The sequence below is a fragment of the Anabaena sp. PCC 7108 genome (assembly GCF_000332135.1).
Lineage (GTDB): Bacteria > Cyanobacteriota > Cyanobacteriia > Cyanobacteriales > Nostocaceae > Anabaena.
In genome coordinates this window covers 899,609-921,253 of sequence record NZ_KB235896.1, presented here as the reverse complement: position 1 = coordinate 921,253, position 21,645 = coordinate 899,609, and the positions used below count along the sequence as shown (strand labels likewise).

Annotated in this window: 24 protein-coding genes; 15 read left to right on the top strand and 9 right to left on the bottom strand. The window is 36.8% G+C overall.

Going from position 1 to position 21,645, the window contains the following annotated elements; translation table 11 throughout:
* Positions 1-462: 462 nt before the first annotated feature.
* The 4 genes from fdxB to ANA7108_RS0104850 all read left to right on the top strand — a co-directional run bounded on the left by fdxB (position 463) and on the right by ANA7108_RS0104850 (position 4,540).
* Positions 463-756, top strand: a complete 294-nt coding sequence (gene fdxB / locus ANA7108_RS0104865; protein ID WP_016949647.1) for a ferredoxin III, nif-specific — start codon at positions 463-465, stop codon at positions 754-756.
* A gap of 352 nt (positions 757-1,108) precedes the next feature.
* A complete protein-coding gene (locus ANA7108_RS0104860; RefSeq protein WP_016949646.1) occupies positions 1,109-2,071 on the top strand; it encodes a cytochrome c oxidase subunit II in 963 nt (320 codons plus the stop codon).
* A gap of 41 nt (positions 2,072-2,112) precedes the next feature.
* Entirely contained in the window at positions 2,113-3,759 is a 1,647-nt protein-coding gene (gene ctaD, locus ANA7108_RS0104855; RefSeq protein ID WP_016949645.1) for a cytochrome c oxidase subunit I, read from the top strand.
* A gap of 184 nt (positions 3,760-3,943) precedes the next feature.
* Complete coding sequence (locus tag ANA7108_RS0104850) at positions 3,944-4,540, top strand: heme-copper oxidase subunit III (protein WP_016949644.1); 597 nt, start codon at positions 3,944-3,946, stop codon at positions 4,538-4,540.
* A 27-nt stretch (positions 4,541-4,567) separates the two neighbouring features.
* Here ANA7108_RS0104850 and ANA7108_RS0104845 read toward each other — a convergent pair whose 3' ends face one another.
* Entirely contained in the window at positions 4,568-5,143 is a 576-nt protein-coding gene (locus tag ANA7108_RS0104845; protein ID WP_016949643.1) for a Uma2 family endonuclease, read from the bottom strand.
* 186 nt (positions 5,144-5,329) lie between these two features.
* Here ANA7108_RS0104845 and ANA7108_RS0104840 point away from each other — a divergent pair, with 186 nt between their 5' ends.
* The 4 genes from ANA7108_RS0104840 to ANA7108_RS0104825 all read left to right on the top strand — a co-directional run bounded on the left by ANA7108_RS0104840 (position 5,330) and on the right by ANA7108_RS0104825 (position 8,277).
* Complete coding sequence (locus ANA7108_RS0104840) at positions 5,330-5,899, top strand: Uma2 family endonuclease (RefSeq protein ID WP_016949642.1); 570 nt, start codon at positions 5,330-5,332, stop codon at positions 5,897-5,899.
* 358 nt (positions 5,900-6,257) lie between these two features.
* A complete protein-coding gene (locus ANA7108_RS0104835) occupies positions 6,258-6,743 on the top strand; it encodes a hypothetical protein (protein WP_016949641.1) in 486 nt (161 codons plus the stop codon).
* A 235-nt stretch (positions 6,744-6,978) separates the two neighbouring features.
* Positions 6,979-7,590, top strand: coding sequence for a cupin (locus tag ANA7108_RS0104830; protein WP_016949640.1), 612 nt, complete (start codon positions 6,979-6,981; stop codon positions 7,588-7,590).
* Between the two features lie 195 nt (positions 7,591-7,785).
* A complete protein-coding gene (locus tag ANA7108_RS0104825) occupies positions 7,786-8,277 on the top strand; it encodes an ArsC/Spx/MgsR family protein (protein WP_016949639.1) in 492 nt (163 codons plus the stop codon).
* Positions 8,278-8,472: 195 nt separating this feature from the next.
* On the opposite strand, the gene cysK is transcribed toward ANA7108_RS0104825, so the two are convergent.
* Entirely contained in the window at positions 8,473-9,414 is a 942-nt protein-coding gene (cysK, locus tag ANA7108_RS0104820; RefSeq protein WP_016949638.1) for a cysteine synthase A, read from the bottom strand.
* A 1,221-nt stretch (positions 9,415-10,635) separates the two neighbouring features.
* Between cysK and ANA7108_RS0104815 the strand changes: the two genes are divergently transcribed.
* The 7 genes from ANA7108_RS0104815 to ANA7108_RS0104785 all read left to right on the top strand — a co-directional run bounded on the left by ANA7108_RS0104815 (position 10,636) and on the right by ANA7108_RS0104785 (position 14,735).
* Positions 10,636-11,064, top strand: a complete 429-nt coding sequence (locus tag ANA7108_RS0104815; RefSeq protein ID WP_016949637.1) for a hypothetical protein — start codon at positions 10,636-10,638, stop codon at positions 11,062-11,064.
* A 36-nt stretch (positions 11,065-11,100) separates the two neighbouring features.
* On the top strand, positions 11,101-11,364 hold the full coding sequence (locus tag ANA7108_RS0104810) for a hypothetical protein (protein ID WP_016949636.1): 264 nt from the start codon (positions 11,101-11,103) through the stop codon (positions 11,362-11,364).
* A gap of 2 nt (positions 11,365-11,366) precedes the next feature.
* The gene (locus ANA7108_RS0104805; RefSeq protein WP_016949635.1) at positions 11,367-11,678 is read left to right on the top strand and encodes a hypothetical protein; all 312 of its coding nucleotides are present in this window, start codon (positions 11,367-11,369) and stop codon (positions 11,676-11,678) included.
* Positions 11,679-12,193: 515 nt separating this feature from the next.
* The gene (locus tag ANA7108_RS0104800) at positions 12,194-12,556 is read left to right on the top strand and encodes a hypothetical protein (protein WP_016949634.1); all 363 of its coding nucleotides are present in this window, start codon (positions 12,194-12,196) and stop codon (positions 12,554-12,556) included.
* A 108-nt stretch (positions 12,557-12,664) separates the two neighbouring features.
* Positions 12,665-13,666, top strand: a complete 1,002-nt coding sequence (locus ANA7108_RS0104795) for an LLM class flavin-dependent oxidoreductase (protein WP_016949633.1) — start codon at positions 12,665-12,667, stop codon at positions 13,664-13,666.
* Entirely contained in the window at positions 13,659-14,030 is a 372-nt protein-coding gene (locus ANA7108_RS0104790; RefSeq protein ID WP_016949632.1) for a hypothetical protein, read from the top strand. Before ANA7108_RS0104795 ends, ANA7108_RS0104790 begins: the two co-directional genes overlap by 8 nt.
* A gap of 96 nt (positions 14,031-14,126) precedes the next feature.
* Positions 14,127-14,735, top strand: coding sequence for a class I SAM-dependent methyltransferase (locus ANA7108_RS0104785; protein WP_016949631.1), 609 nt, complete (start codon positions 14,127-14,129; stop codon positions 14,733-14,735).
* A 270-nt stretch (positions 14,736-15,005) separates the two neighbouring features.
* On the opposite strand, the gene hypB is transcribed toward ANA7108_RS0104785, so the two are convergent.
* From hypB to hypF, 7 genes are all read right to left on the bottom strand, one after another.
* Positions 15,006-15,830 carry a hydrogenase nickel incorporation protein HypB gene (gene hypB / locus ANA7108_RS0104780; protein ID WP_016949630.1) on the bottom strand — a complete coding sequence of 275 codons (825 nt, stop codon included), beginning with the start codon at positions 15,828-15,830 and terminating at the stop codon, positions 15,006-15,008.
* Positions 15,821-16,162, bottom strand: coding sequence for a hydrogenase maturation nickel metallochaperone HypA (hypA, locus tag ANA7108_RS0104775; RefSeq protein WP_016949629.1), 342 nt, complete (start codon positions 16,160-16,162; stop codon positions 15,821-15,823). The genes hypB and hypA overlap by 10 nt, the downstream gene beginning before the upstream one ends.
* Before the next feature lie 119 nt (positions 16,163-16,281).
* Entirely contained in the window at positions 16,282-17,376 is a 1,095-nt protein-coding gene (gene hypE, locus ANA7108_RS0104770; RefSeq protein WP_016949628.1) for a hydrogenase expression/formation protein HypE, read from the bottom strand.
* A 68-nt stretch (positions 17,377-17,444) separates the two neighbouring features.
* Positions 17,445-17,699 (bottom strand): 4-oxalocrotonate tautomerase family protein, encoded by a 255-nt coding sequence (locus tag ANA7108_RS26770; RefSeq protein WP_016949627.1) that lies wholly within the window; start codon positions 17,697-17,699, stop codon positions 17,445-17,447.
* A 24-nt stretch (positions 17,700-17,723) separates the two neighbouring features.
* Positions 17,724-18,875 carry a hydrogenase formation protein HypD gene (gene hypD / locus ANA7108_RS0104760; protein WP_016949626.1) on the bottom strand — a complete coding sequence of 384 codons (1,152 nt, stop codon included), beginning with the start codon at positions 18,873-18,875 and terminating at the stop codon, positions 17,724-17,726.
* Positions 18,876-18,962: 87 nt separating this feature from the next.
* Positions 18,963-19,223 (bottom strand): HypC/HybG/HupF family hydrogenase formation chaperone, encoded by a 261-nt coding sequence (locus ANA7108_RS0104755; protein ID WP_016949625.1) that lies wholly within the window; start codon positions 19,221-19,223, stop codon positions 18,963-18,965.
* Between the two features lie 57 nt (positions 19,224-19,280).
* A complete protein-coding gene (gene hypF / locus ANA7108_RS0104750) occupies positions 19,281-21,626 on the bottom strand; it encodes a carbamoyltransferase HypF (RefSeq protein WP_016949624.1) in 2,346 nt (781 codons plus the stop codon).
* Positions 21,627-21,645 lie beyond the last annotated feature (19 nt).

The window sequence follows — 21,645 nt, the reverse complement described above, 5'->3', positions numbered from 1 at the left end:
ACTATTAAAATACATTATTTATCTAGAGTTTCTATATTGTATTTGCTAGAAAATATCAATATTGAATAGATGAATATGGCTGATTTTATTAAGATATAGCGGTTCTTGGTTGAGCGAGGGATAAAAACTCTAACCCACAAGCGATGAAGTGACTATGTGTGATTCAGGCTATATAGAGACTTTGCCTGTAAGGTGTCTAGATTGGGAGGATATATTTAAGCCTGTATTTCATTAAATCAAAATTGCTCTAAATAAGCATTTATCAGAATTTATTTTTAGGAAATTTATTAATAATTAGTTGCATTTAATATCCTAAATTATTTAAACCAAATTGAGATTGTTTACCAAGTCAGCAAAACATGATAAAAAATTAATTTTTATTAGCAAAATCAAAAAATATTAGGCTAGTATTAAGATTAAATCACCAACTAATTTGTAAGCAGAATTGCTGAGGATAAAATCATGGCAACATTAACAGGGGTTACATTTGGCGGTAAGGCTTGGACACCTAAATTTGCTCAAGAAATTGACAAAGATAAATGTATCGGTTGTGGCAGATGTATTAAAGTATGTGGTCACAATGTTTTAGGGTTGAAGGCGCTAAATGAAGAAGGCGAATTTGTAGAAGATGAAGATGATGAAGAAATTGAACGTAAAGTCATGTCAGTAGTGACTCCAGAAAACTGTATTGGTTGTGAAGCCTGTTCTCGGATTTGTCCCAAGAATTGTTATTCTCATACAACAGCAGACAACTAAGACTTTTGGGAATTAGCTAAAGTTATCATCCCAGGAGACATTGTTGAATTCCGTACATAAGCCAAACAAGGTAATTAGAGGGGAATACTCAATCCTTAGCTAAAATTTTAAAAAAGTTTATATTAAACATATATATAAATTACAAATCGTTATTAATTAACAAATTTTAAAAGCTAGATTCCTGGTTTATATAATAAGTTATGAATCTGAACATATTGATAGATAAAGATATGAAAAAATATGGAAGTTTTCGCTATTTCTTATTAGGTGTAAGTTAGAACTTTAATAAGTGAAAGTCAAAACACTGCCTTAAATCAGTGAAAAGATTGATAACTGATAGAGATCAGCTAGTATGCAAAAAGTTCCTGTATCGTTGTGGACGCTGTTAGCTGGGATGATAATTTCCCCTATCAGCATCTGGATTGGTCAAAACCATAATCTACTACCAGTACAAGCATCGCAACAAGCGCCTTTGGTAGATGGATTATTCAATATCATGTTTACCATTGCTATTGCTCTATTTTTAGTAGTAGAAGGAACGATTCTAATTTTCTTGTTTATCTATCGTCGCCGTCTTGGAGACAATAGTGATGGTACACCCGTAGAAGGTAACTTAGCCTTAGAAATCTTTTGGACAGCAGTACCAACTGTGATTGTGGTTGCTTTGGGTATCTACAGTGTAGATATTTATAACCAAATGGGAGGTTTAGAACCAGGAAGCCATCCTCATGGACAGATGGCTCATGTCTCCGGTACTGCAATGGCTGCTACCATGAATGATGGTTCTGAATCTGTAACTGCTGGAATTGGTATTGGTGGAAGTCCACAAACTCAAGGTAAACCAGCGGATTTGGTAGTTGATGTGAAAGGGATTCAGTTTGCTTGGTTATTTAATTATCCCCAAACTGGTATTGCTGCGGGTGAATTACACGTTCCTGTTGGCGCTGATGTGCAGTTAAATTTATCAGCAGATGATGTAATTCATTCGTTCTGGGTTCCTCAATTTCGACTCAAACAAGATGCACTTCCTGGTATTGCTACAGAATTGCGTTTTGTGGCTACAAAACCAGGTACATATCCTATAGTTTGCGCGGAATTGTGTGGTGGTTATCACGGTTCCATGCGGACACAAGTTGTTGTCCATACCCAAGAAGATTTTGATAACTGGTTAACAGAAAACCAGATTGCTCAACACCAAGGACAAACCCAAGTTGTGGCTGTAAATCCAGCTAATTTATCGACACCTGAATTTCTGGCTCCATACATTAATGATATGGGAGTGAGTGCAGAAAATCTGGCTCAAATTGCAAAATAGCAGCGTTCAGTTGACTACTGGACAAATTTCCAAAATAGCTTATGACACAGTTAGAAGTTTCACCAAATACGTCACACACCTCACACCCTACAGCGTGGAAATGGCGGGATTACTTCACATTTAATATTGATCACAAGGTAATTGGGATTCAATATTTAGTGACCGCATTTGTATTTTATCTGATCGGTGGGTTGATGGCGATCGCACTCCGCACCGAGTTAGCAACCGCAGATTCCGATTTTCTTGATCCGAATCTGTACAATGCTTTCATGACCAATCACGGGACAATCATGATCTTTCTATGGATTGTCCCTAGTGCAATTGGGGGATTTGGTAACTATCTAGTTCCCTTGATGGTGGGTGCTAGAGATATGGCGTTTCCCAAATTAAATGCGATCGCATTTTGGTTAAACCCACCCGCAGGATTATTACTGTTACTAAGTTTTATTTTTGGTGGTTCCCAATCGGGTTGGACAGCTTACCCACCTTTAAGCTTAGTCACAGCACCAATCGCCCAAACCATGTGGATTTTGGCGATTGTATTGGTAGGAACTTCCTCTATTTTAGGTTCCTTAAACTTTGTCATCACCATTTTGATGATGAAAGTTCCCAGCATGAAATGGGATCAAGTTCCCTTATTTTGCTGGGCAATTTTAGCAACTTCCATCCTCGCACTTTTATCTACACCAGTATTAGCAGCAGGTTTAATTCTGTTGTTGTTTGATATTAACTTCGGTACTTCCTTCTTCAAACCAGATGCAGGTGGTAACGTCGTTATTTACCAACATTTATTCTGGTTTTATTCCCACCCGGCAGTTTATTTGATGATTCTGCCGATTTTCGGGATTATGTCTGAAGTAATTCCTACCCATGCACGCAAACCAATCTTTGGTTATAGAGCGATCGCATATTCTAGTGTAGCAATCTGCGTCGTTGGTTTATTCGTTTGGGTACACCATATGTTCACCAGTGGAACACCCGGTTGGATGCGGATGTTCTTCACCATTTCTACACTTATAGTTGCCGTTCCTACAGGTGTAAAAATATTCGGTTGGGTTGCCACTCTTTGGGGTGGAAAAATCCGCTTCACCAGCGCCATGCTATTCGCTATTGGCTTATTATCCATGTTCGTCATGGGTGGTTTAAGCGGCGTAACCATGGGAACAGCACCCTTTGATGTTCACGTCCACGATACCTATTATGTAGTCGCACATTTCCACTACGTTCTCTTTGGTGGTTCCGTCTTTGGTATTTACGCAGGTATATATCACTGGTTTCCCAAAATGACCGGCAGAATGATGAATGAAACTTGGGGAAGAGTTCATTTTGTCCTCACTTTAATCGGTACTAACTTGACATTCCTACCCATGCACAAACTGGGTTTACAAGGAATGCCACGCCGAGTTGCCATGTATGACCCCCAATTTGTGAGCTTAAACCAGCTTTGCACCATTGGCGCATTCATTTTGGGTATTTCCGTGATTCCCTTCGCTTACAACGCCATTACCAGTTGGAAAAAAGGAGAACTCGCAGGTGATAATCCCTGGGAAAGTTTGACTTTGGAATGGACAACCAGTTCCCCTCCAATAATTGAAAACTGGGAAGTTTTACCTGTTGTCACTCATGGTCCTTATGACTACGGTCATATTCATGATGAATCTTCATCAGTGACAGAAGCTGTTAGTTAAAACGCAGACATAGGAATAGTTTACCCACCTTGTACTCAAGTACAAGGCTAATAGCAAAAGTCGGTTAAAACCGACTAACAAATCCGGTTTTCAGTCGGTTTTAACGGACTTTGGCTATTAGACTGGGAATTTATTCCCAGACGGGTGAGACAGCTAATCGAGAAACGAATACTAGGAAAATAGCATGACTGCAATTACAACCAGTGAACATCACGAAGCTGGACACGAAGAACATCAAGATTTGCGAGTTTGGGGACTATTGACTTTTTTAGTTTCCGAATCTTTGATGTTTGGTGGATTTTTTGCCACCTATTTGTTTTTTCGAGGTACTACCGCAGTTTGGCCACCAGAAGGAACAGAAGTAGAATTATTTATCCCCACAATTAACACTATCATTCTTATTTCTAGCAGTTTTGTCATTCACTTTGGTGATATGGCAATTAAAAGAAATAGTGTTGGCTGGATGCGGTTTTGGTATTTTATTACCGCAGTTATGGGGGCTGTATTCTTAGCCGGTCAGGTTTATGAATACATGAATTTAGGCTATGGTTTGACTACCAATGTTTTCGCCAATTGCTTTTATTTAATGACCGGCTTCCACGGTTTGCACGTCTTTATCGGACTGTTGTTAATCTTGGGTGTTTTGTGGCGTTCTCTTCGTCGTGATCATTATTCTGCTACCAAACATACAGGCATCGAAATGGCAGAAATTTACTGGCACTTCGTTGATATCATTTGGATTGTTCTCTTCACTTTGGTTTACATTCTTAACGCATTTTAAATGTAAGGGTTTAGCAATGCTAAACCCCTAACTTCCTTGTTCAAAAATCTGTGATGCTTGTAAATTCAAATTCTTAAATTGTGGAGAAATAACTAATTCATCCCCTGCAAAAACACCAACTTCATTATAAATTTCATTCACTAATTCTAAAACTAATATACTTTTGGTTTGGGGGTCAATAATCCAATATTCAGCAATACCACAATCTTGATACTGTAGACGCTTGGCGATAAAATCTCTATCTCTTTGTAATTCCCCAGGGCTAACAACTTCAACAACTAACAAAGGTGGTGACATTGAGAGGCGAATCGTGTTACGGTTTGCTAATTGTTGAATATGTTCTTCTCGAATAATAGTCAGGTCAGGATAACGGTTTCTTGGTTCTCCTCTTACTTCCAATTCTAAACCATGTCCCCGCACTCTTTTATAGCCTAAGAGTGAAACGAATTGAATTAATAGAAATGTGGCAATCTGCACATTAATACCTGATTCTGGTGGCATTTCAATCAACTCACCATTAAACAATTCATACAAGTTATCTGTGCCATCATCATAAGATAAATATTCTTCAAAACTTGCAAATCTATGTTTAGTTTGTACCATGACACTTACTCCATGATTACTGCTGGTTTAATTTTAACATTATTTATAAGTATTAAAACATCATCCAATCACACATCCTGTAAATCCTTAAATCCTGGATATCCTGATTCTGACAAACTCCATCATTACTTATAGCCGCAATTTTGCTATAATCATAATACCTGCTACGTAATCGGTGACAGCATAATGATTACCACTGTTGAGCGTCGTTATAGTTTAGATGAATATCGCGCCATTGAAGAAAAAGCTGAAGGGCGCAACGAATATCATGATGGGGAAATTATACCAATGCCAGGAGGATCACTCAACCACAGCCGTATAGGTGGTAATATTTTTGCATTTCTAAAATTTCTGCTACGGGATAGTAAATTTGAGCCAATTAATAGCGATTTGCGGCTATGGATTCCTGAACATCAACGCGGATTATATCCAGATGTGATGGTTTTTGAAAGAGAACCGCAACTAAATGAAAATCGCAGTGATGAAGTTTTAAATCCTATTTTAATTGTGGAAGTATTATCTCCTTCTACAGCAGATTATTACCGCATAGGAAAGTTTCGGATCTATCGTTCAATTAGCAGTTTTTGCGAATATTTATTAGTTGAACAAGATGAAATTTTTATAGAAAAATATAGTAAACAATCTCAAGGTTGGTTATTAAGTGATTTCAATAATTTAGAACAATCTATTTCTCTGGAGTCAATTGGGGTAGAATTACCAATAGCAGAAATTTATCGTGGTGTTGTTTTTGAGTAAAAAATATTCTAGATTTCTGTGTTATGTTCAGAATTTAAGGATTTTAATTGTCAGAATCAGGTGGTTATCGAGCGATAGCCTGCGTGGCGTAGCCATAGTCGAGATAATGTCCAGGATTTCAGGATTTACAGGATGGTATTATTTGTGTGTAAGTTATGATTTTGGTTAACTATTTATTCTTTTTCAAGATAGATATTGAGATAATCTAAAATTTACAGAATTACGTCTAGTGTATGTTCTAAAATAAATTAGATTGGTAATTGGTAAATTACATCCTGTAAATCCTCAAATCCTGTAAATCCTGTATCCCTGACGGGAGGCGTTAGCCATTTCAGACAATTTACAATGTTAAAATATTATGCAAACCAACACCAACAAATTCTCATGGTTTGACGTATCTGATGAGGTGAAGGAATTATTGATATTAGCAGCACAGACTTGGGAAAATACAGAAGTCTCAGAAAAATATATGCAACAAGCTTTAGCTAAAACCCAAGGAAATACAGATGTTTTAGTTGCAGCTTATAGATATTTTTACTACAAAAATAATTATCCTCTAGCACTGACAACAGCAGAGCAATTAATTGCTAAAATTAAAGAAATAGAAAAATTACCTGATAATTGGGAAGACCTAAAATCCATCTTAGTTCAGCGACACGAAGAACCACAAATCAGATTGTATTTAAATGCTTATGCTGCTTCTGGTTTGGTATTAGCTAAACTAGGAGATTTAGAACAAGCTAAGGAAATCAGTACCAGAATTAAAGGTATTGATGAAAAAAATGATTTTGGTGCTGGTATTCTTCTGGATATTTTAACCCGTCCACCAGAAGAAGATGATTAATTATAGAGACTACGTAAGAGTTTGATCAATCACCAATCACTAATCACCAATCAAAAGTCATGAACAATTGGTTATCTACTTCATTTTCTTATCAATCTCTCTCTACATCTAATAATAATACTGTTCTCCTACCTACGCTACCTGCATCTCCAGTAGCTCCTATAACTATGATGCCTCAAACCAATCCTCCCATGCTTTTCTTACCCAAATATTCATAATTGATAGTATAGAAATTATGGAAGGTAAGGATTGGTTTGTCGCTGGAGATGGACAGCATCAAGCCTGTAAATCAGCGAGAGTTTGGGATTTATTGCGTGATAATTATCGCCTATATCGGTTTCTAACTGAGATAGAAGATGTTCTCAATAATGTTGAGGATGAATCAACTCGTCTCCCTGAAATTAGAATGCTAGTCAGGCGATTAATTATAAATTCCTATTGGGTAAACAGTCAATTTTTAGAAGCTGACAGTAAAACAGGAACATCAGTTTTACTGTTATACGATGAATTAGGATTTCCCTTAACTGTGCAAACAGTCACATTTGCACCGGGGACAATTTCCAATATTCATAATCATGGAACATGGGGAGTAGTAGCATTGTTAAAAGGCGAGGAAAAAAATACATTTTGGCGGCGCAGTTCTCATCCAGAGTTTCCTGATAAAATTGAAACAACTGGCGAAATAAATTTATTTCCAGGTGATATTATCAGTTTTACACCTGATACAATACATTGCGTGCAAGCTGTGGGAGAAGAACCGACAGTTACATTTAATATATATGGAGAAACCGACCCCAAAACAAGATTTGAATTTGATATCATTAACCACATTGCTAAAAAATTTTAAATGTAGTGGCAAAAACAGAAATAAATGATTATTGTGATAAATAGATAGCAACTAATAGTAATAGGTAAAAAATCCTGAATATTTACCTATCATTAAAACCCACCATCTTTCTTTTATCTGCGTCTATCTGCGTTTATCTGCGGTTAATTATTTACTGTCCAGAAATCGAATAAAAACCTTATAGGAGATATAGCAATGGCCAGAGTAATTTTCTATGAAAAACCAGGCTGTAAAGGTGGTACAAAGCAAAAAGTTTTGCTGACAGCCGCAGGTCATGAGGTAGTAACATATAGTCTATTAACAGAACCTTGGACAGCAGAAAGATTGCGTTCATTTTTTGGAAATCGCCCTGTAGTTGAATGGTTCAACAAAGCCGCACCGAGGGTAAAATCTGGAGAGGTTAACCCTGAGAAAATCGACGGTGACACCGCTTTATTAATGATGCTCAGAGATCCTTTATTAATTCGTCGTCCTTTACTGGAAGTAGGAGATAGACGTGAAGTAGGCTTTGATGTCGAGAAAATCGACGCATGGATAGGCTTAAAAGCTGTGGATAACTCTTTAAAGGAAATGAGCGAAAGCTTAATGCAGCAAGACCTCCAAGGTTGCTCTCATGGTCATAATCACGAACACCATAAGGGTGAAGGTGGTTGTAAACATCACGGAAAAGAACAACACCAGCATTAGATATTTAAATATTCAATAAATCCTGATTCTGATGATTAAAAATGTCAGAATCAGGATTTTTAGGATTCAAGGATTTACAGGATGAATCAGAATAATCCTCAATCTTGCAAATCTCCAAATTGAGTAAATACTGATTATGTGAGCGTTTCAATACCCAACCTAAAAAACACTAAAAATTGGGGTCAATAAATTAACTTAACTCATCAATTCTTGAAACATTGCTGTACTCAGATAGCGTTCACCAAAAGAAGGCTGAATCATGACAATTAATTTACCAGCATTTTCTGGACGCTGACCGACTTGAATAGCCGCACACAAAGCCGCACCAGATGATATTCCTGATAATAAACCTTCTTCTTTTGCTAATCTGCGTCCATAAGACATTGCTTGGTCGTCACTGACGCGAATCACTTCATCAATTAATTCTTGACGCAAAACATCGGGGACAAATCCTGCACCAATTCCTTGAATTTTATGAGCGCCGGGTTCACCTCCAGAAAGGACAGGACTGTTGCTAGGTTCAACCGCAATCACTTGAAAACTGGGTTTGCGTTGTTTAAGTATCTCTGCAATACCAGTAATCGTTCCTCCAGTTCCTACACCAGCAATTAATATATCTGCTTCACCATCAGTATCTGTCCAAATTTCCTCAGCCGTTGTTTCTCGGTGAATTTTCGGATTAGCTGGGTTGCGGAATTGTTGCAACATAAATGCATTGGGAGTCTTAGCCACTATTTCCTCAGCTTTGCTAATTGCTCCCCGCATTCCTTGGGGGCCTGGTGTTAACTCCAAAGTTGCACCATAAGCTCGCAGCATGGCTCGTCTTTCTTGGCTCATGGTTTCTGGCATGGTTAAAATCAAACTGTAGCCACGGGCAGCTGCTACCATTGCTAAAGCTATGCCGGTGTTACCAGAGGTAGGTTCGACTAAAACGGTTTTTCCGGGGGTAATTAAACCCTCTGCTTCGGCTGAAAGCACCATACTCAAACCGATTCGGTCTTTGACTGAAGCCGCTGGGTTCATGCCCTCTAATTTAACAACTATTCTGGCAACTACTCCTTCTGCTGGGGGAATTTTGTTCAACTGAACTAAGGGGGTTTTGCCAATAAGTTCTGTTACATCTTGAGCAATTCGCATTTATTAACTCCTAATATTCTAAATATTACTTTTAAGTCCTTATTCATAATAATAGGTTTTGACTTATTTAATTTGTATTTGAGCAACATTTTAAAACTCGTAAATCTACTTCTCAAGCCCCGCCAACTAACTCAATCTGCCACTTAACGGGTTATTAGCGGTAGCCTAGATCAACACAATTAAGTTTTGTAACCGAGATTTATACCCCACATAACATACTTGCCGATTTTTAATTGCTCTTTAGCTATACCTATAGAATTTTTTAGAATTTTTTAAACCTATTTAGTTGTGATATATGGCTGTAGCCAAGATAATTAGGACATTAGATAATCTTCAGTTGTAGGGGTTTAGCAGTGCTAAACCCCTACTAATTATAATTTTTAACGTCCTAATCTTGATCGCTGTGGCTATCTCCAGATTTTGATGATGTCAAGATCAAATCACCTGAGTTATAAATTTTAATTGTTTTTTTTGGTGATTTAGTTTATTTTTAATTCAGTTCCACTTTGTCAGGATATGTTATTATTTGAGTACAAATTTTTAAGGCTAAAAACGATTTGTAAATCTCCTTAAACATCAGCCAATCAAGCATTAAAGTTGAGTACAATCATCCCCGAACCCTACCTGATAAATGCTAGTACCCCTTCTTAAAAAGACTAGCACCTCTACCCCAAATTTTTTTTATAAGTCTGACTATATAAGTCTTTTAGGCTTTGAGTACTATTGTAATGAGTTTAATAATCTTAATCCCAGTGGGGTAAACTGTGTCCTGGAGGGGTGACTGCTATAAACATGAATAGGATTTACGCAGAGATTCCCCTCTACCCCCCGAAATTCCTGGACGCAAGTCTAGAGAACTAGGGGGGACTTCTTCACCCTAACTGAGTTCTAATCTCTCTTCACAACCGGTTAAATCTTGTCAGTATTAGTGAATACAAAAGGGAGTGTATTTGAGATTTTTAATTTTCAATTGCTTAGTAATACTTTATGAGTAGATTGTACATAGAGTTGTAACTCATCAACTTGCCAATTTTTAGATTGAAAAATTTAGATTTGAAATTTTAAATTATTGTATGTCATCTACTAGGTGTCTTTGGAAAATCTAATTTGAAAATCTAAAATTCCATGGCTGTTTGAGAATTGACAATAATAAGGTGCAGTAGTAAACCATAAAATAAATTTTCTTACTGGGTAAATGCTACCTAGGAAGGGAGAGCGAAGATGAAATTAAAAGTTTTAAATATTCTGACAGTTTGCTTAGTTACTTTAGCTGTGCTTTCTCCAGGGTTTCTAGTATTTAATTTAATTTGGGGACGACATATAGAGTTAGTTAAGACACAGAATTTATCCTGCCAATTCACCAATATTAATAAAGTTTCTGAGCATTTGCCTCTCCAGACAGAGAGTATAAATACTCCTCAATCTCCAGCTAACAAAAAATTATCTAAATATAATTTTTTTGTACAACTGCAAATTCTAGTAGAACAATATAAAATCGCTACAATTTTGCAATGGTTGGTTTTGGGTACACCTATTGGTATTGGTGTAGGGATTCTTGTTTATGACAGGTATCTTGTCTATCGCGCTGCTGTTTTCAAAGCACAAATTGAAATGCTAGAAAGGCTTTGGCAACAAAGTATCGAGCAATAAGTTTTAGTTTTCCTATTCACCCTAAATTAATTTACCATGACAGACGAACGCCAAACACAATATTTTAATTTGATTGATGAATTGCTCCAATGTCCTAATGGTCAAGAACCAGAAGTTTTAGAATCTCAGCCTGAATTGGTTGATTCTGGTTTAGTACATTCAATGTTACAAGTAGCTACTATGTTTGCTCATGAAGGCAATCAAGATGGCGCTCAATTTTTATTTTTTATAGCCAAGGAATTAGCGAAACAATTGGGTTTGTATCCTGAAGTTTCCAATGAGGTTGCACATCAGGAGTAATAATGCTATTGACTTCAACTGATGCTGGAAAAATAGCTCTAGAATTCCTTTTGGCAGACTGGAATATTTCTGAAGATTATAGAGATTGGTTCACTATCTTTAACTCGCGGTTAATGGGTGAGTTTTGGTACATTGTAGAATTGGGTGTTGAAGGTTTTCCTGATAAGTGGTTTATTCAAGTTTACGATACAGGAGCCTGTGACCCAAATTATACATTTAATTCTCCTATCTCTGGTTCTGAGGGATATGTGGATTTAAAGAATGTACCAGATATCATCGCTGATGTTTTAGTTGCTGAACGCAATTCCCGTTAATTCAGAAGTGCTGTACTAATCAGCGGGAGATGGGGAAAGGATATCATGTCCGGTTGTTCGCGTAGCGTCTCGTCAGAGATATACTTATCATTTAAACTGACGCGGAGACAGTGAGACGCGGGGACGCGGAGATTTTTTTTGATAGGTGATTAGTCGGACATGATATTACTGTTTTTTGCCCAACAATAAACAGCTGATAAAAGACTCTTGTTCCGTGTCTATTACTCAGTGTCTATTACTCAATTGTTCCAGTTAATAAATTTTGAATTCATTATATATGGTCATTATTTAGAGGTGATACTTAATTAGAGTACACCTCTTTTTTTTGAAGATATATTTAACAAATTACGAATTACGAATTACGAATTACGAATTACGAATTACGAATTACGAATTACGAATTACGAATTACGAATTACGAATTACGAATTACGAATTATTTTAAGAATATATTTAACTTTAATTGGCATTATGTCAGGTTTGTTTGACAAATTTATGTTATGCTAATTAGAGTGATGGACGCTACAGAAATAGTCAGTCAAATGATTGCTGAAGATATCCTAGCTAAAGAATTCACAAGAGTCGTTAACCACTATTACCCTAACACTGGGGAACTACTGGAAGGGTGCCATGTGAAAGTCATCACCTGCTTCTGGGGACGACCTGCTAAACGGTTTCAATATGTAGGGATTTATTGTTCTGAAGATATTTTGCCCTATGTGCAAGCGCAAAAAGAAATACTGAGGGAAGTAGCAGATAATATGGGACTTATTCAAGTTGTTTGCATGAGTGCCAAGCGATTGCTACATGACCCGATGTCCAAACTGAAGCAATCCCAACCACGGTTATGGTTGGAGTTGCATTTAGTGGCAGCTTAGTGGAAGGAGGCAGAAGTTAAAAGGCAATAATGTTTATGTAATTGACGTTTTTGTCTAATTCTAACTGTTTAATTATTCCTGCCATGCTGTACTAAAATTTTGCCAAAAATGAAAACTGGACTTTTCTGCAATTACGAAAATCATCATCAAGATGTCCGTCGCGCCATCTTTGAACAGGTTTTACTGGTGAAACAAGCGGAGAATTTAGGTTTTGAAGAAGCTTGGGTGAGTGAACATCATTTTAATGAATCCAATCTCAGCCCGTCACTTTTGCTGTTAATGGCACATTTGGCGGGTGTTACGTCAACTATTCGTTTAGGGACTGGGGCGGTATTATTGCCGTTTTATAACCCAATTCGGGTGGCTGAGGATATTGCGACTTTGGATAATCTTTGTAGTGGTAGATTGGCTTTTGGGATAGCTAAAGGGGGACCCTTTCCTCAACAAAATCAGCATTTTGGTGTATTGATGTCTGAATCCCGCGCCATGATGCTGGAAGCAGTAGCACTTATTCAAAAGCTATTATATGAAACTGACGTATCATTTAATGGGCAATTCTATCAGTGCGATCGCTTGACAGTTTATCCCCAACCACTACAAAAACCTATTCCTGTTTATATTGCCAGTGGTGATGATGATGCTATTAAATTTGCTGCCGAAAATTCTTTTGGCTTAATGGGAGGTCCACCCTTTTCGCTAACAAGATTAAAGAATACAGTCAGCAAATATCGGCAATTAAATTCCAGTGGTGCAGATAAATTCCTGTTAGCACGGTTCTTTTTTGTGGCTAAAACCTCTGATGAAGCCGTAAGTGAAGCCTTACCTTTTATCCGTAAATTTAGCCAAAAAATGATCGCTAACACAACTCAAGTAATGCAGAATAGTCCCCAGCCTCAGAAACCATTTGATCGAACAAATATCTGTTTTGATGAAGACTATTTGCTTGAAAATTCGATTATTGGTGATGTGGAAACCTGCCGCGACAAAATCAAGAAATTTCAGGACGAATTAGATATCGGCACACTAGCACTCAAACCCTCATCCTCGTCTCTGCAAAAAAATCGAGAGAGTTTGCAACGCTACAATCAAGAGGTGCGAAATTATGTCTAAATTACCGTTGCTTCCTCCTGATGACTTACCTCCTGTAGAGGTGACAAAACAGGACGGAATGCTACATATGGAATTAGAACAGTCTATTGGGAGGTGCTTTTATCATTCGTGCGATCGCATTACCCAAGTTTTACTATCTAATTGTCAGTGGTATATGACAACTAATATTACCACTCTCATGCTGATTGTAGACTGCCCAGATATAGTATCCTACTGGCATATAGTCAGTAATATTCCTCAATTGGGTAATCGACTGGAAAGATTTACTACAGACGCAAAAATTCGAGTTTATCCGCCATTTGGCAAAGGAATGCCCTTTGAAATTGGCATTAATGAAATCTCGGCTTATCGAGACTGGTTGTAAGTCTTAAGTTATATTTTAATCACCAGATCCCCGACTTGTCAAAAAAGTCCGGGATCTATCTTGTTATAATACAATCAATACAAAAATATACCAGCCATGACTACTAACTTTATCAATAATAAAAAAGGACTTTTTGACCGTTGGGCAAATAGTTACGATTGGATATTTCCTTCTTTTATCTACCAAGCAATTCACCAAAGATTACTCACAAAAGTTGAATTATCACCTCATGCAAATATTCTAGATTTAGGTTGTGGAACAGGCAGATTATTAGATAGATTAGCAACTCATTTTCCAGAAATTACAGCTACAGGTTTAGATTTATCTCCGCAAATGTTACGGGTAGCTAGACAAAATAACCGTCACCGTCCCCGGTTAATTTATCTTGAAGGTAATGCTGAACATCTACCTTTTGCTGAGGGACAATTTGATGCGGTTTTTAATACTATTAGTTTTTTACATTATCCTCAACCAGAACAGGTTTTAAATGAGGTAGCAAGGGTACTTTCTCCCGGTGGTAAGTTTTATTTAGTAGATATAACTTTTAATAACTCATCACCATGTCCAATTACGCCCCATTCTCCTACAGGAATTGAGTTTTATAGCCAAAAACAAAGAGAAGAAATGGGTAATAAGGCTGGGTTAACTTGTATAGATCATTATTACTTATTAGGATTTGTACTATTAACTATTTTTGAAAGATAATCTGCGTAAGGTGCGTTAGCAATAGGATAACGCACCATTTTGATATATAGAAGTCATATTTGATTTTTGAAAAAAATTAGGTATTGTAGGGTGCGTCAGATATTACAAATCTGTTTATTAATAGAATTTATGGAGTCTGACGCACCCTACGTATCTTTTCATAAATCAAATATTATTCCTATATGGCAATTCCCTTCAAGTGAAGTACAAACAGTCCGAATGGAACGCAGATGATTTTGTACCTCATGAGACTAGGAAACGCTATAATATTTAAACAGAAATCAAATTTGATGAATTATTAACCTGTTGATATAACCAGTTATATAAACCTGCTAACCCTTCACCAGTATTAGCAGAAATTTGGAAAACTTGAATTTTTGGGTTTACCTGTTTAGCATATTCAATACATTTTTCTACATCGAACTGTAGATAAGGTAATAAATCAATCTTCGTGAGAATCATAATTTCACTATTGCGGAAAATATGAGGATATTTAATTGGTTTATCTTCCCCTTCCGTCACCGATAAAATTACAACCTTAGCCTGTTCTCCTAAGTCAAACAAAGCCGGACAAACCAAATTTCCGACATTTTCAATCATCACCACAGAATTTAAAGGTGGGTTAAGTTCCTGCAAACCTCTTTCTATCATTGATGCGTCTAAATGACAGCCTGTACCTGTGTTAATTTGCACGACTTTACAGCCTGTGGATTTAATTTTTTCAGCATCATTAGTAGTTTCTTGATCTCCTTCAATAACACTGATAGTTAATTTATCTTTTAAATCATTAATTGTCCGAGTTAATAAAGTAGTTTTTCCCGCACCAGGAGAACTCATTAAATTTAAAGCGAGAATATTTCGTCCTTTAAACCAACCTCTATTTTGTGCAGCTAATAAGTTATTTTTTCCTAAAATTTCTTGTTCTAAAGATATTGTTGTATTATGGATTTTCGCATGAATTTGGGGCGCTTCTTTTTGGTGATGAGTATGGGTAATTACAGTCCCATCTGCTAAAGTATGAGTATGATGATGTTCATGTTCCATATTTGTAATTGTCGTTTGATTATCATCGGAACAACCGCAAGTTACACACATAATTCCTCCACTTCAATTTCTTTAATTTTCAGTTCTTCACCAGTAATTATATCTAACTGTACGCTACCACATTCACAAATTCCAAAAGGTTTTTCTATACCAAAACTTTTCCCACATTGACGACATTTAGCCATTCCTGGTATTTCTAATATTTCTAATAAGGCACCTTCCACTATTGTATCTTTAGCGCAAATATCAAAACAAAATTTAATCGCATCTGGCATAATTGCTGATAATTGACCAATTTCTAATAATACTCTTTGGACTTTTTTACCTTGGGCGTTTTCCCTAACTATGGCGATGATGTTTTGGGTAATTCCTAGTTCGTGCATAATGTTTATGATTTTATTTCACGCAGAGACGCAGTGAACCAGCGCTGCAGGAGGGTTTCCCTCCGTAGGCGACTGGTGAACCCGAAGGGAGGCGCAAAGAGAGGAAAAATGAGGTATTTTTAACAAATTCGTGGTAATTGATCTCCTACTAGCATATCAATTATTCTTTCTGCACCGAAGGCGGTTTTTAAGAGGACTATTCCTGGTGGTGTGGGGATAATTTCACCAATGATAGATGCTTGTTTTCCTGTTGGGTGATTTTGCATTGCTGCTAAAATTAAATCGGCTTTTTCTGGTGGTGCAATTATGACTATTTTTCCTTCGTTGGCTAGATATAATGGTTCTAAACCGAGTATTTCGCATACTCCATTGACTTCTTCTCGAATGGGAATTGCATTTTCATTGATGCGTATTCCTACGTTTGCTGTGAGGGCAAATTCATTTAATACTGTGGCTAAACCTCCTCTGGTAGCGTCTCGCATGGCGTGAATTTGGGGGCAAACTTTGATAATTTCAGCGACTAATTCATGTAATGGTTGACAGTCACTTTCTATATCTGTTTCTAATGCTAATTCTCCTCTAGCAATTAATATTGCTGTGCCATGATTTCCTATTTCTCCGTTTATAATTACTACGTCTCCCGGTTGAATATTGCGGGGAGAAATATCAATATTTGGGGGAATTATGCCAATTCCCGCAGTGTTAATAAATAGTTTGTCAGCACAACCACGATTAACAACTTTTGTGTCTCCTGTGACTATTTGTACTCCAGCTTTTTGGGCTGCTTGCTGCATACTGGAAACTACACAGCGTAATGTTTCTACTGGTAAACCTTCTTCTAATATGACGCTACAGGTAAGATATAAAGGTTTTGCCCCACTCACAGCTAAATCGTTAATTGTGCCATTAACAGCTAGTTCTCCTATATCTGAACCTGGGAAAAATAAGGGATCTACTACATAGGAATCTGTGGTAAATGCTAATCTATTTCCATATTGGGAAAGGCTGGCTAAATCAAATGTTGCTTGATCTTCTAATTGGGAAAGAATGGGATTATCAAAGGTTTTTACAAAGACATCATCTATCAAATCACGCATGGCTTTACCACCGCTACCATGTGCGAGATTAATATGGGTATCGCGGATTTTTCCTTGACGACGACGAACTTGTTCTATTTTTTGAAAGAGGGAATTTTGATTTGAGTTAATTGTCATTTTTAAATTGTTTTATAAGTATATTTTTTGTGTTTTTTGACAGGCATATGCCTGTCGTTTTAAATTATTTACCAATTCTTCCTTTCATCTCTTTCATCTCTGTCTTTTCTGTCATCTCTATCTTCGCGCTTATTGCTGTTTTTGTCATAATGCAAAACGCCACCAACTGCCCAATCTTCTCGTTCAATTTCTTCAAAATGAATAATTATTGATTCAGATTTAGTATCTAAAATAGAAACTAAAGCATCAGTCATAGCTTTGACTAATTTCCGTTTTTTCTCTATGGAGTTATTTTTACTAATTCTGATGGTTACATAAGCCATGTAATTTTCCTCAAATTGTGCAATTTAGACTGATAGGGGTTCGGTCGATACACCTGATTTATCTCTTTTTGCCATAGTCGAAAGTCGCCCATATTTGTAATATGCTGCACAAGCACCTTCGGAAGAAACCATACAAGTTCCTATGGGTGTTTCTGGTGTGCAAGCTGTTCCAAATACTTTACATTGCCAAGGTTTTAAGACTCCTTTGAGAATTTCTCCACATTGACAAGCTTTATGATCTGCTACTGTTAAGTTAGGAATTGTAAATTTGGCTTCAGCATCAAATTGGGCATATTCTGGGCGGATTTTAAAACCAGAATTGGGGATTTCTCCTAAACCACGCCATGCAAATTTTTCGCGGACTGCAAAAACTTGATTCATAGCTTTTAATGCGTTTTGATTTCCGGCTGGTTCTACTAAGCGATTATATTGATTTTCTACTTGACAACGTTTTTCGACTATTTGTTTTAGCAACATCCAAATTGATTGGAATATGTCTAATGGTTCAAAGCCAGAAATAACTATTGGTTTATGATATTTCTGGGCAATAAATTCGTAGGGTTCTGTACCTATGACCATACTTACATGACCGGGACCGACAAAACCATCCAGTTTTAAATCTGGATTTTCTAATAATGCTTGCAGGGCGGGAATTACTAATACATGATTAGAAAACATACTAAAGTTGGTGATGTTTTCTGCTGCGGCTTGGAGTATGGTAAATGCTGTGCTGGGGGCGGTGGTTTCAAAGCCTAAACCGAAGAATACTATTTCTTTATTGGGGTTTTCTTTGGCTATTTTCAGGCTATCTAAGGGTGAGTAAACCATGCGAATATCTGCACCCTGGGCTTTGGCTTGTAAGAGGCTGGTTTTTGAACCGGGTACGCGCATTGCGTCGCCAAATGTGGTGAAGATTATGTTAGGATTTTGGCAAAGTGCGATCGCATCATCTATTCTCCCTTTAGGCATTACGCAAACTGGACAGCCTGGGCCGTGAATTAGTTCGATGTTATCGGGTAATATTTCTTCGATTCCGTATTTGAAAATTGAATGGGTATGTCCTCCGCATACTTCCATTATTTTGATGTGTTTGTCTATTTTTTGGCTGAGTTTTTCGATTTCTTTTTGTAATGCTTGGGCTTTTTCTGGGTTACGAAATTCGTCTACGTATTTCATATCAATTTTTAATAAACCGCGTTCGTGAAGCGTTCCGCAGGAAAGGCGCGAAGGACGCGAAGGAAGAAGGAAGAAGGAAGAGAATATTTAACTGGTAATTGTTGTTTGGGCTGCTGCTATTTCTTGCAATAGTTGTAATGTTTCTGCGGCTTCTTGTTCGTTAATTCGGTTCATTGCAAAACCAACGTGGACGAGTACCCAGTCTCCTATACAAGTTTCGGGTGGGTGTTGTTCGTCAACTATACAAGCTATGTTTACTTGGCGTTTTACTCCTCCAATATTAACTATGGCTAGTTTATGTTCTATGTTGGTTATTTCTGTTATTTGTCCGGGTATTCCTAAGCACATTTTATTTTTCCTTTTTTTTAAGGTTTACGAACCACAGAGGGCGCGGAGATTTTTATGTTATGTTTTTAAGTAATTAGCAGCAGCAATTACAGCTTGTCCTAGTGATAAACCGCCATCGTTTGCAGGTACTATACTATGAGTGAGAACGTTTATTTCTAATTTTTCTAATTGCATTTTTACCTGTTGTAATAAAATTCGATTCTGAAATACTCCTCCTGTTAGTGCTACTTGATGAAATTCATGTTCTTGTTGAAGTTTTTTAACTGTTTGAACTATGGTTATGGCTAAACTTTGATGAAATCTTGCTGCTATTTCTGATCGTGAGATATGCTGTTTAATATCATTGAGTATTTTTTGCCATGTGGAAGATGTATCTATATAATAAATATTATCTAATTTTTCAAGTTTGAAGGAATAATTTACAGTTTCTTTATCATTGTTTAAAATATTTGTATCAGCTATTGCTTCCATTTCTATGGCTGCTTGTCCTTCATAGCTGCATTTTTCTGGACAAATACCTATTGCGGCTGCTACTGCATCAAATAATCTCCCTACTGATGATGTTAAGGGTGAATTAATACCTTTTTCTATGATTTGGTTGAGTAATTTGGGATTTTTATTTTCTAAAAGTTTGATTATTTCTAATTCACTGTATTTTTGTTTGATTTCTTCCCATGTAAAAGCATTAATTAATTGAGAGTATGTATTTCTCCACGGTTGATTAATTGCTTGTTGTCCTCCTATCATGGGCATGGGTTTAAATGTCGCTAATCGTTGAAAATCATGATAATCTGCTAATAAAAATTCTCCGCCCCATAGTTGACCATCTTCACTATAACCTAATCCATCAAATGCTATTCCTAAAACTGGTTTTGAGTTTAAGGGAATTTGATTTTCTGCCATGCAAGCTGCTATATGGGCATGATGATGTTGGATTTGATCAAGTGGAATTTGATTAGCTGTTCCTAGTTCTTTACCAAGTTTAGATGATAGATATTCTGGATGTTTATCAATAGCAATAATTTCGGGTTTATGTGCAAATAAGTTTAGATATAAATTCAATGTTTCTTGATAAGCGTTAAAAGCAGCAGCATTTTCTAAATCGCCTAAATGTTGTGATAAAATTGCCTGACCTTCTCTTAATAAGCAAAAGGTATTTTTTAACTCGCTACCCATTGCTAAAATTGGCGGTATTTTTTCAAATCCTGGTGGTAAAATAATGGATTCAGGTGCATATCCCCTAGCACGTCTCAGGGTTTGTATTTTATTATCAATAACTCTGACAACAGAATCATCTACTCGGTTGACAATATCTCGATTATGTAAAAGAAAATAATCGGCTATTTTTGATAATTTATCTTTTGCATCTTCATTATTTATACATTGTGGTTCATCAGAAATATTCCCGCTAGTTAAAACTATCGGGTTGTTCATACGTCTGAGAATTAAATGATGTAAGGGGGTATAAGGAAGCATGAAACCCAGAGTATTTTGTCCTGGTGCTATAGAAGATGGTAATTGTTTATCAGTTTTTAGTTTTAATAAAACAATTGGTGCAGCCGGACTTGTTAATAATTGTTTTTCTAAATCATTAATATAGCAATATTCAGAAATAATATTAATATCTCTTGCCATTAAAGCGAAAGGTTTATGATAACGTTGTTTGCGGCTTCTCAGTTTTATAACTGCATTTTCTAAAGTTGCATCACAAGCTAAATGAAACCCACCCAAACCCTTAATAGCGACAATTTCACCTTTTTGTAATAAAGTACAAACAGCATCCACATCATCTAACATTGAGAACATATCAGAAATGACAGGTTTACCGTCAGCCCTTTCCAACCATGCATGAGGACCACATAGATAACAAGCGACAGGTTGGGCATGAAAACGACGATTTTCTACATTTTTATATTCCTTTTCACATTCTCCACACATCGGAAAATTCACCATGCTGGTGTTATTTCTATCGTAGGGAATAGCGCCAATAATGCTCAAACGTGGTCCACAATGAGTACAATTAGTAAAAGGATAACGAAAATAACGACTAAAAGGATCAAAAATCTCCTTTTGACATTGGGGACAAGTTGCAGCGTCAGGAGAAATTTCTGTTTTCACCACACTATTAACACTAGAAGAAATCACAAAGTCATTAAAATCAAATTCCCCCAAATATGGACTCCTCTTCACCTCATTAATTCTTGCCAAAGGAGGACATTCCTGATATAATTTATTTATAAATTTTGTTATTTCTTCCTCACTACCAGAAACACGAATTAAAACACCTTCACCATCATTACAAACATCACCCTTTAACCCAAAAACTTTCGCCAAACGATACACAATAGGACGAAAACCCACACCTTGCACAGTCCCACAAACCCGAATTTCCTCAATCGGCATTTTTCTTCCTCTGCGCCTC

What these genes read in the sequence shown, in the direction of transcription:
- fdxB (WP_016949647.1), top strand. Translation starts at nt 463, where the DNA reads ATGGCAACATTAACAGGGGTTACATTTGGCGGTAAGGCTTGGACACCT.
- ANA7108_RS0104860 (WP_016949646.1), top strand. Translation starts at nt 1,109, where the DNA reads ATGCAAAAAGTTCCTGTATCGTTGTGGACGCTGTTAGCTGGGATGATA.
- ctaD (WP_016949645.1), top strand. Translation starts at nt 2,113, where the DNA reads ATGACACAGTTAGAAGTTTCACCAAATACGTCACACACCTCACACCCT.
- ANA7108_RS0104850 (WP_016949644.1), top strand. Translation starts at nt 3,944, where the DNA reads ATGACTGCAATTACAACCAGTGAACATCACGAAGCTGGACACGAAGAA.
- ANA7108_RS0104845 (WP_016949643.1), bottom strand. Translation starts at nt 5,143, where the DNA reads ATGGTACAAACTAAACATAGATTTGCAAGTTTTGAAGAATATTTATCT.
- ANA7108_RS0104840 (WP_016949642.1), top strand. Translation starts at nt 5,330, where the DNA reads ATGATTACCACTGTTGAGCGTCGTTATAGTTTAGATGAATATCGCGCC.
- ANA7108_RS0104835 (WP_016949641.1), top strand. Translation starts at nt 6,258, where the DNA reads ATGCAAACCAACACCAACAAATTCTCATGGTTTGACGTATCTGATGAG.
- ANA7108_RS0104830 (WP_016949640.1), top strand. Translation starts at nt 6,979, where the DNA reads ATGGAAGGTAAGGATTGGTTTGTCGCTGGAGATGGACAGCATCAAGCC.
- ANA7108_RS0104825 (WP_016949639.1), top strand. Translation starts at nt 7,786, where the DNA reads ATGGCCAGAGTAATTTTCTATGAAAAACCAGGCTGTAAAGGTGGTACA.
- cysK (WP_016949638.1), bottom strand. Translation starts at nt 9,414, where the DNA reads ATGCGAATTGCTCAAGATGTAACAGAACTTATTGGCAAAACCCCCTTA.
- ANA7108_RS0104815 (WP_016949637.1), top strand. Translation starts at nt 10,636, where the DNA reads ATGAAATTAAAAGTTTTAAATATTCTGACAGTTTGCTTAGTTACTTTA.
- ANA7108_RS0104810 (WP_016949636.1), top strand. Translation starts at nt 11,101, where the DNA reads ATGACAGACGAACGCCAAACACAATATTTTAATTTGATTGATGAATTG.
- ANA7108_RS0104805 (WP_016949635.1), top strand. Translation starts at nt 11,367, where the DNA reads ATGCTATTGACTTCAACTGATGCTGGAAAAATAGCTCTAGAATTCCTT.
- ANA7108_RS0104800 (WP_016949634.1), top strand. Translation starts at nt 12,194, where the DNA reads ATGGACGCTACAGAAATAGTCAGTCAAATGATTGCTGAAGATATCCTA.
- ANA7108_RS0104795 (WP_016949633.1), top strand. Translation starts at nt 12,665, where the DNA reads ATGAAAACTGGACTTTTCTGCAATTACGAAAATCATCATCAAGATGTC.
- ANA7108_RS0104790 (WP_016949632.1), top strand. Translation starts at nt 13,659, where the DNA reads ATGTCTAAATTACCGTTGCTTCCTCCTGATGACTTACCTCCTGTAGAG.
- ANA7108_RS0104785 (WP_016949631.1), top strand. Translation starts at nt 14,127, where the DNA reads ATGACTACTAACTTTATCAATAATAAAAAAGGACTTTTTGACCGTTGG.
- hypB (WP_016949630.1), bottom strand. Translation starts at nt 15,830, where the DNA reads ATGTGTGTAACTTGCGGTTGTTCCGATGATAATCAAACGACAATTACA.
- hypA (WP_016949629.1), bottom strand. Translation starts at nt 16,162, where the DNA reads ATGCACGAACTAGGAATTACCCAAAACATCATCGCCATAGTTAGGGAA.
- hypE (WP_016949628.1), bottom strand. Translation starts at nt 17,376, where the DNA reads ATGACAATTAACTCAAATCAAAATTCCCTCTTTCAAAAAATAGAACAA.
- ANA7108_RS26770 (WP_016949627.1), bottom strand. Translation starts at nt 17,699, where the DNA reads ATGGCTTATGTAACCATCAGAATTAGTAAAAATAACTCCATAGAGAAA.
- hypD (WP_016949626.1), bottom strand. Translation starts at nt 18,875, where the DNA reads ATGAAATACGTAGACGAATTTCGTAACCCAGAAAAAGCCCAAGCATTA.
- ANA7108_RS0104755 (WP_016949625.1), bottom strand. Translation starts at nt 19,223, where the DNA reads ATGTGCTTAGGAATACCCGGACAAATAACAGAAATAACCAACATAGAA.
- hypF (WP_016949624.1), bottom strand. Translation starts at nt 21,626, where the DNA reads ATGCCGATTGAGGAAATTCGGGTTTGTGGGACTGTGCAAGGTGTGGGT.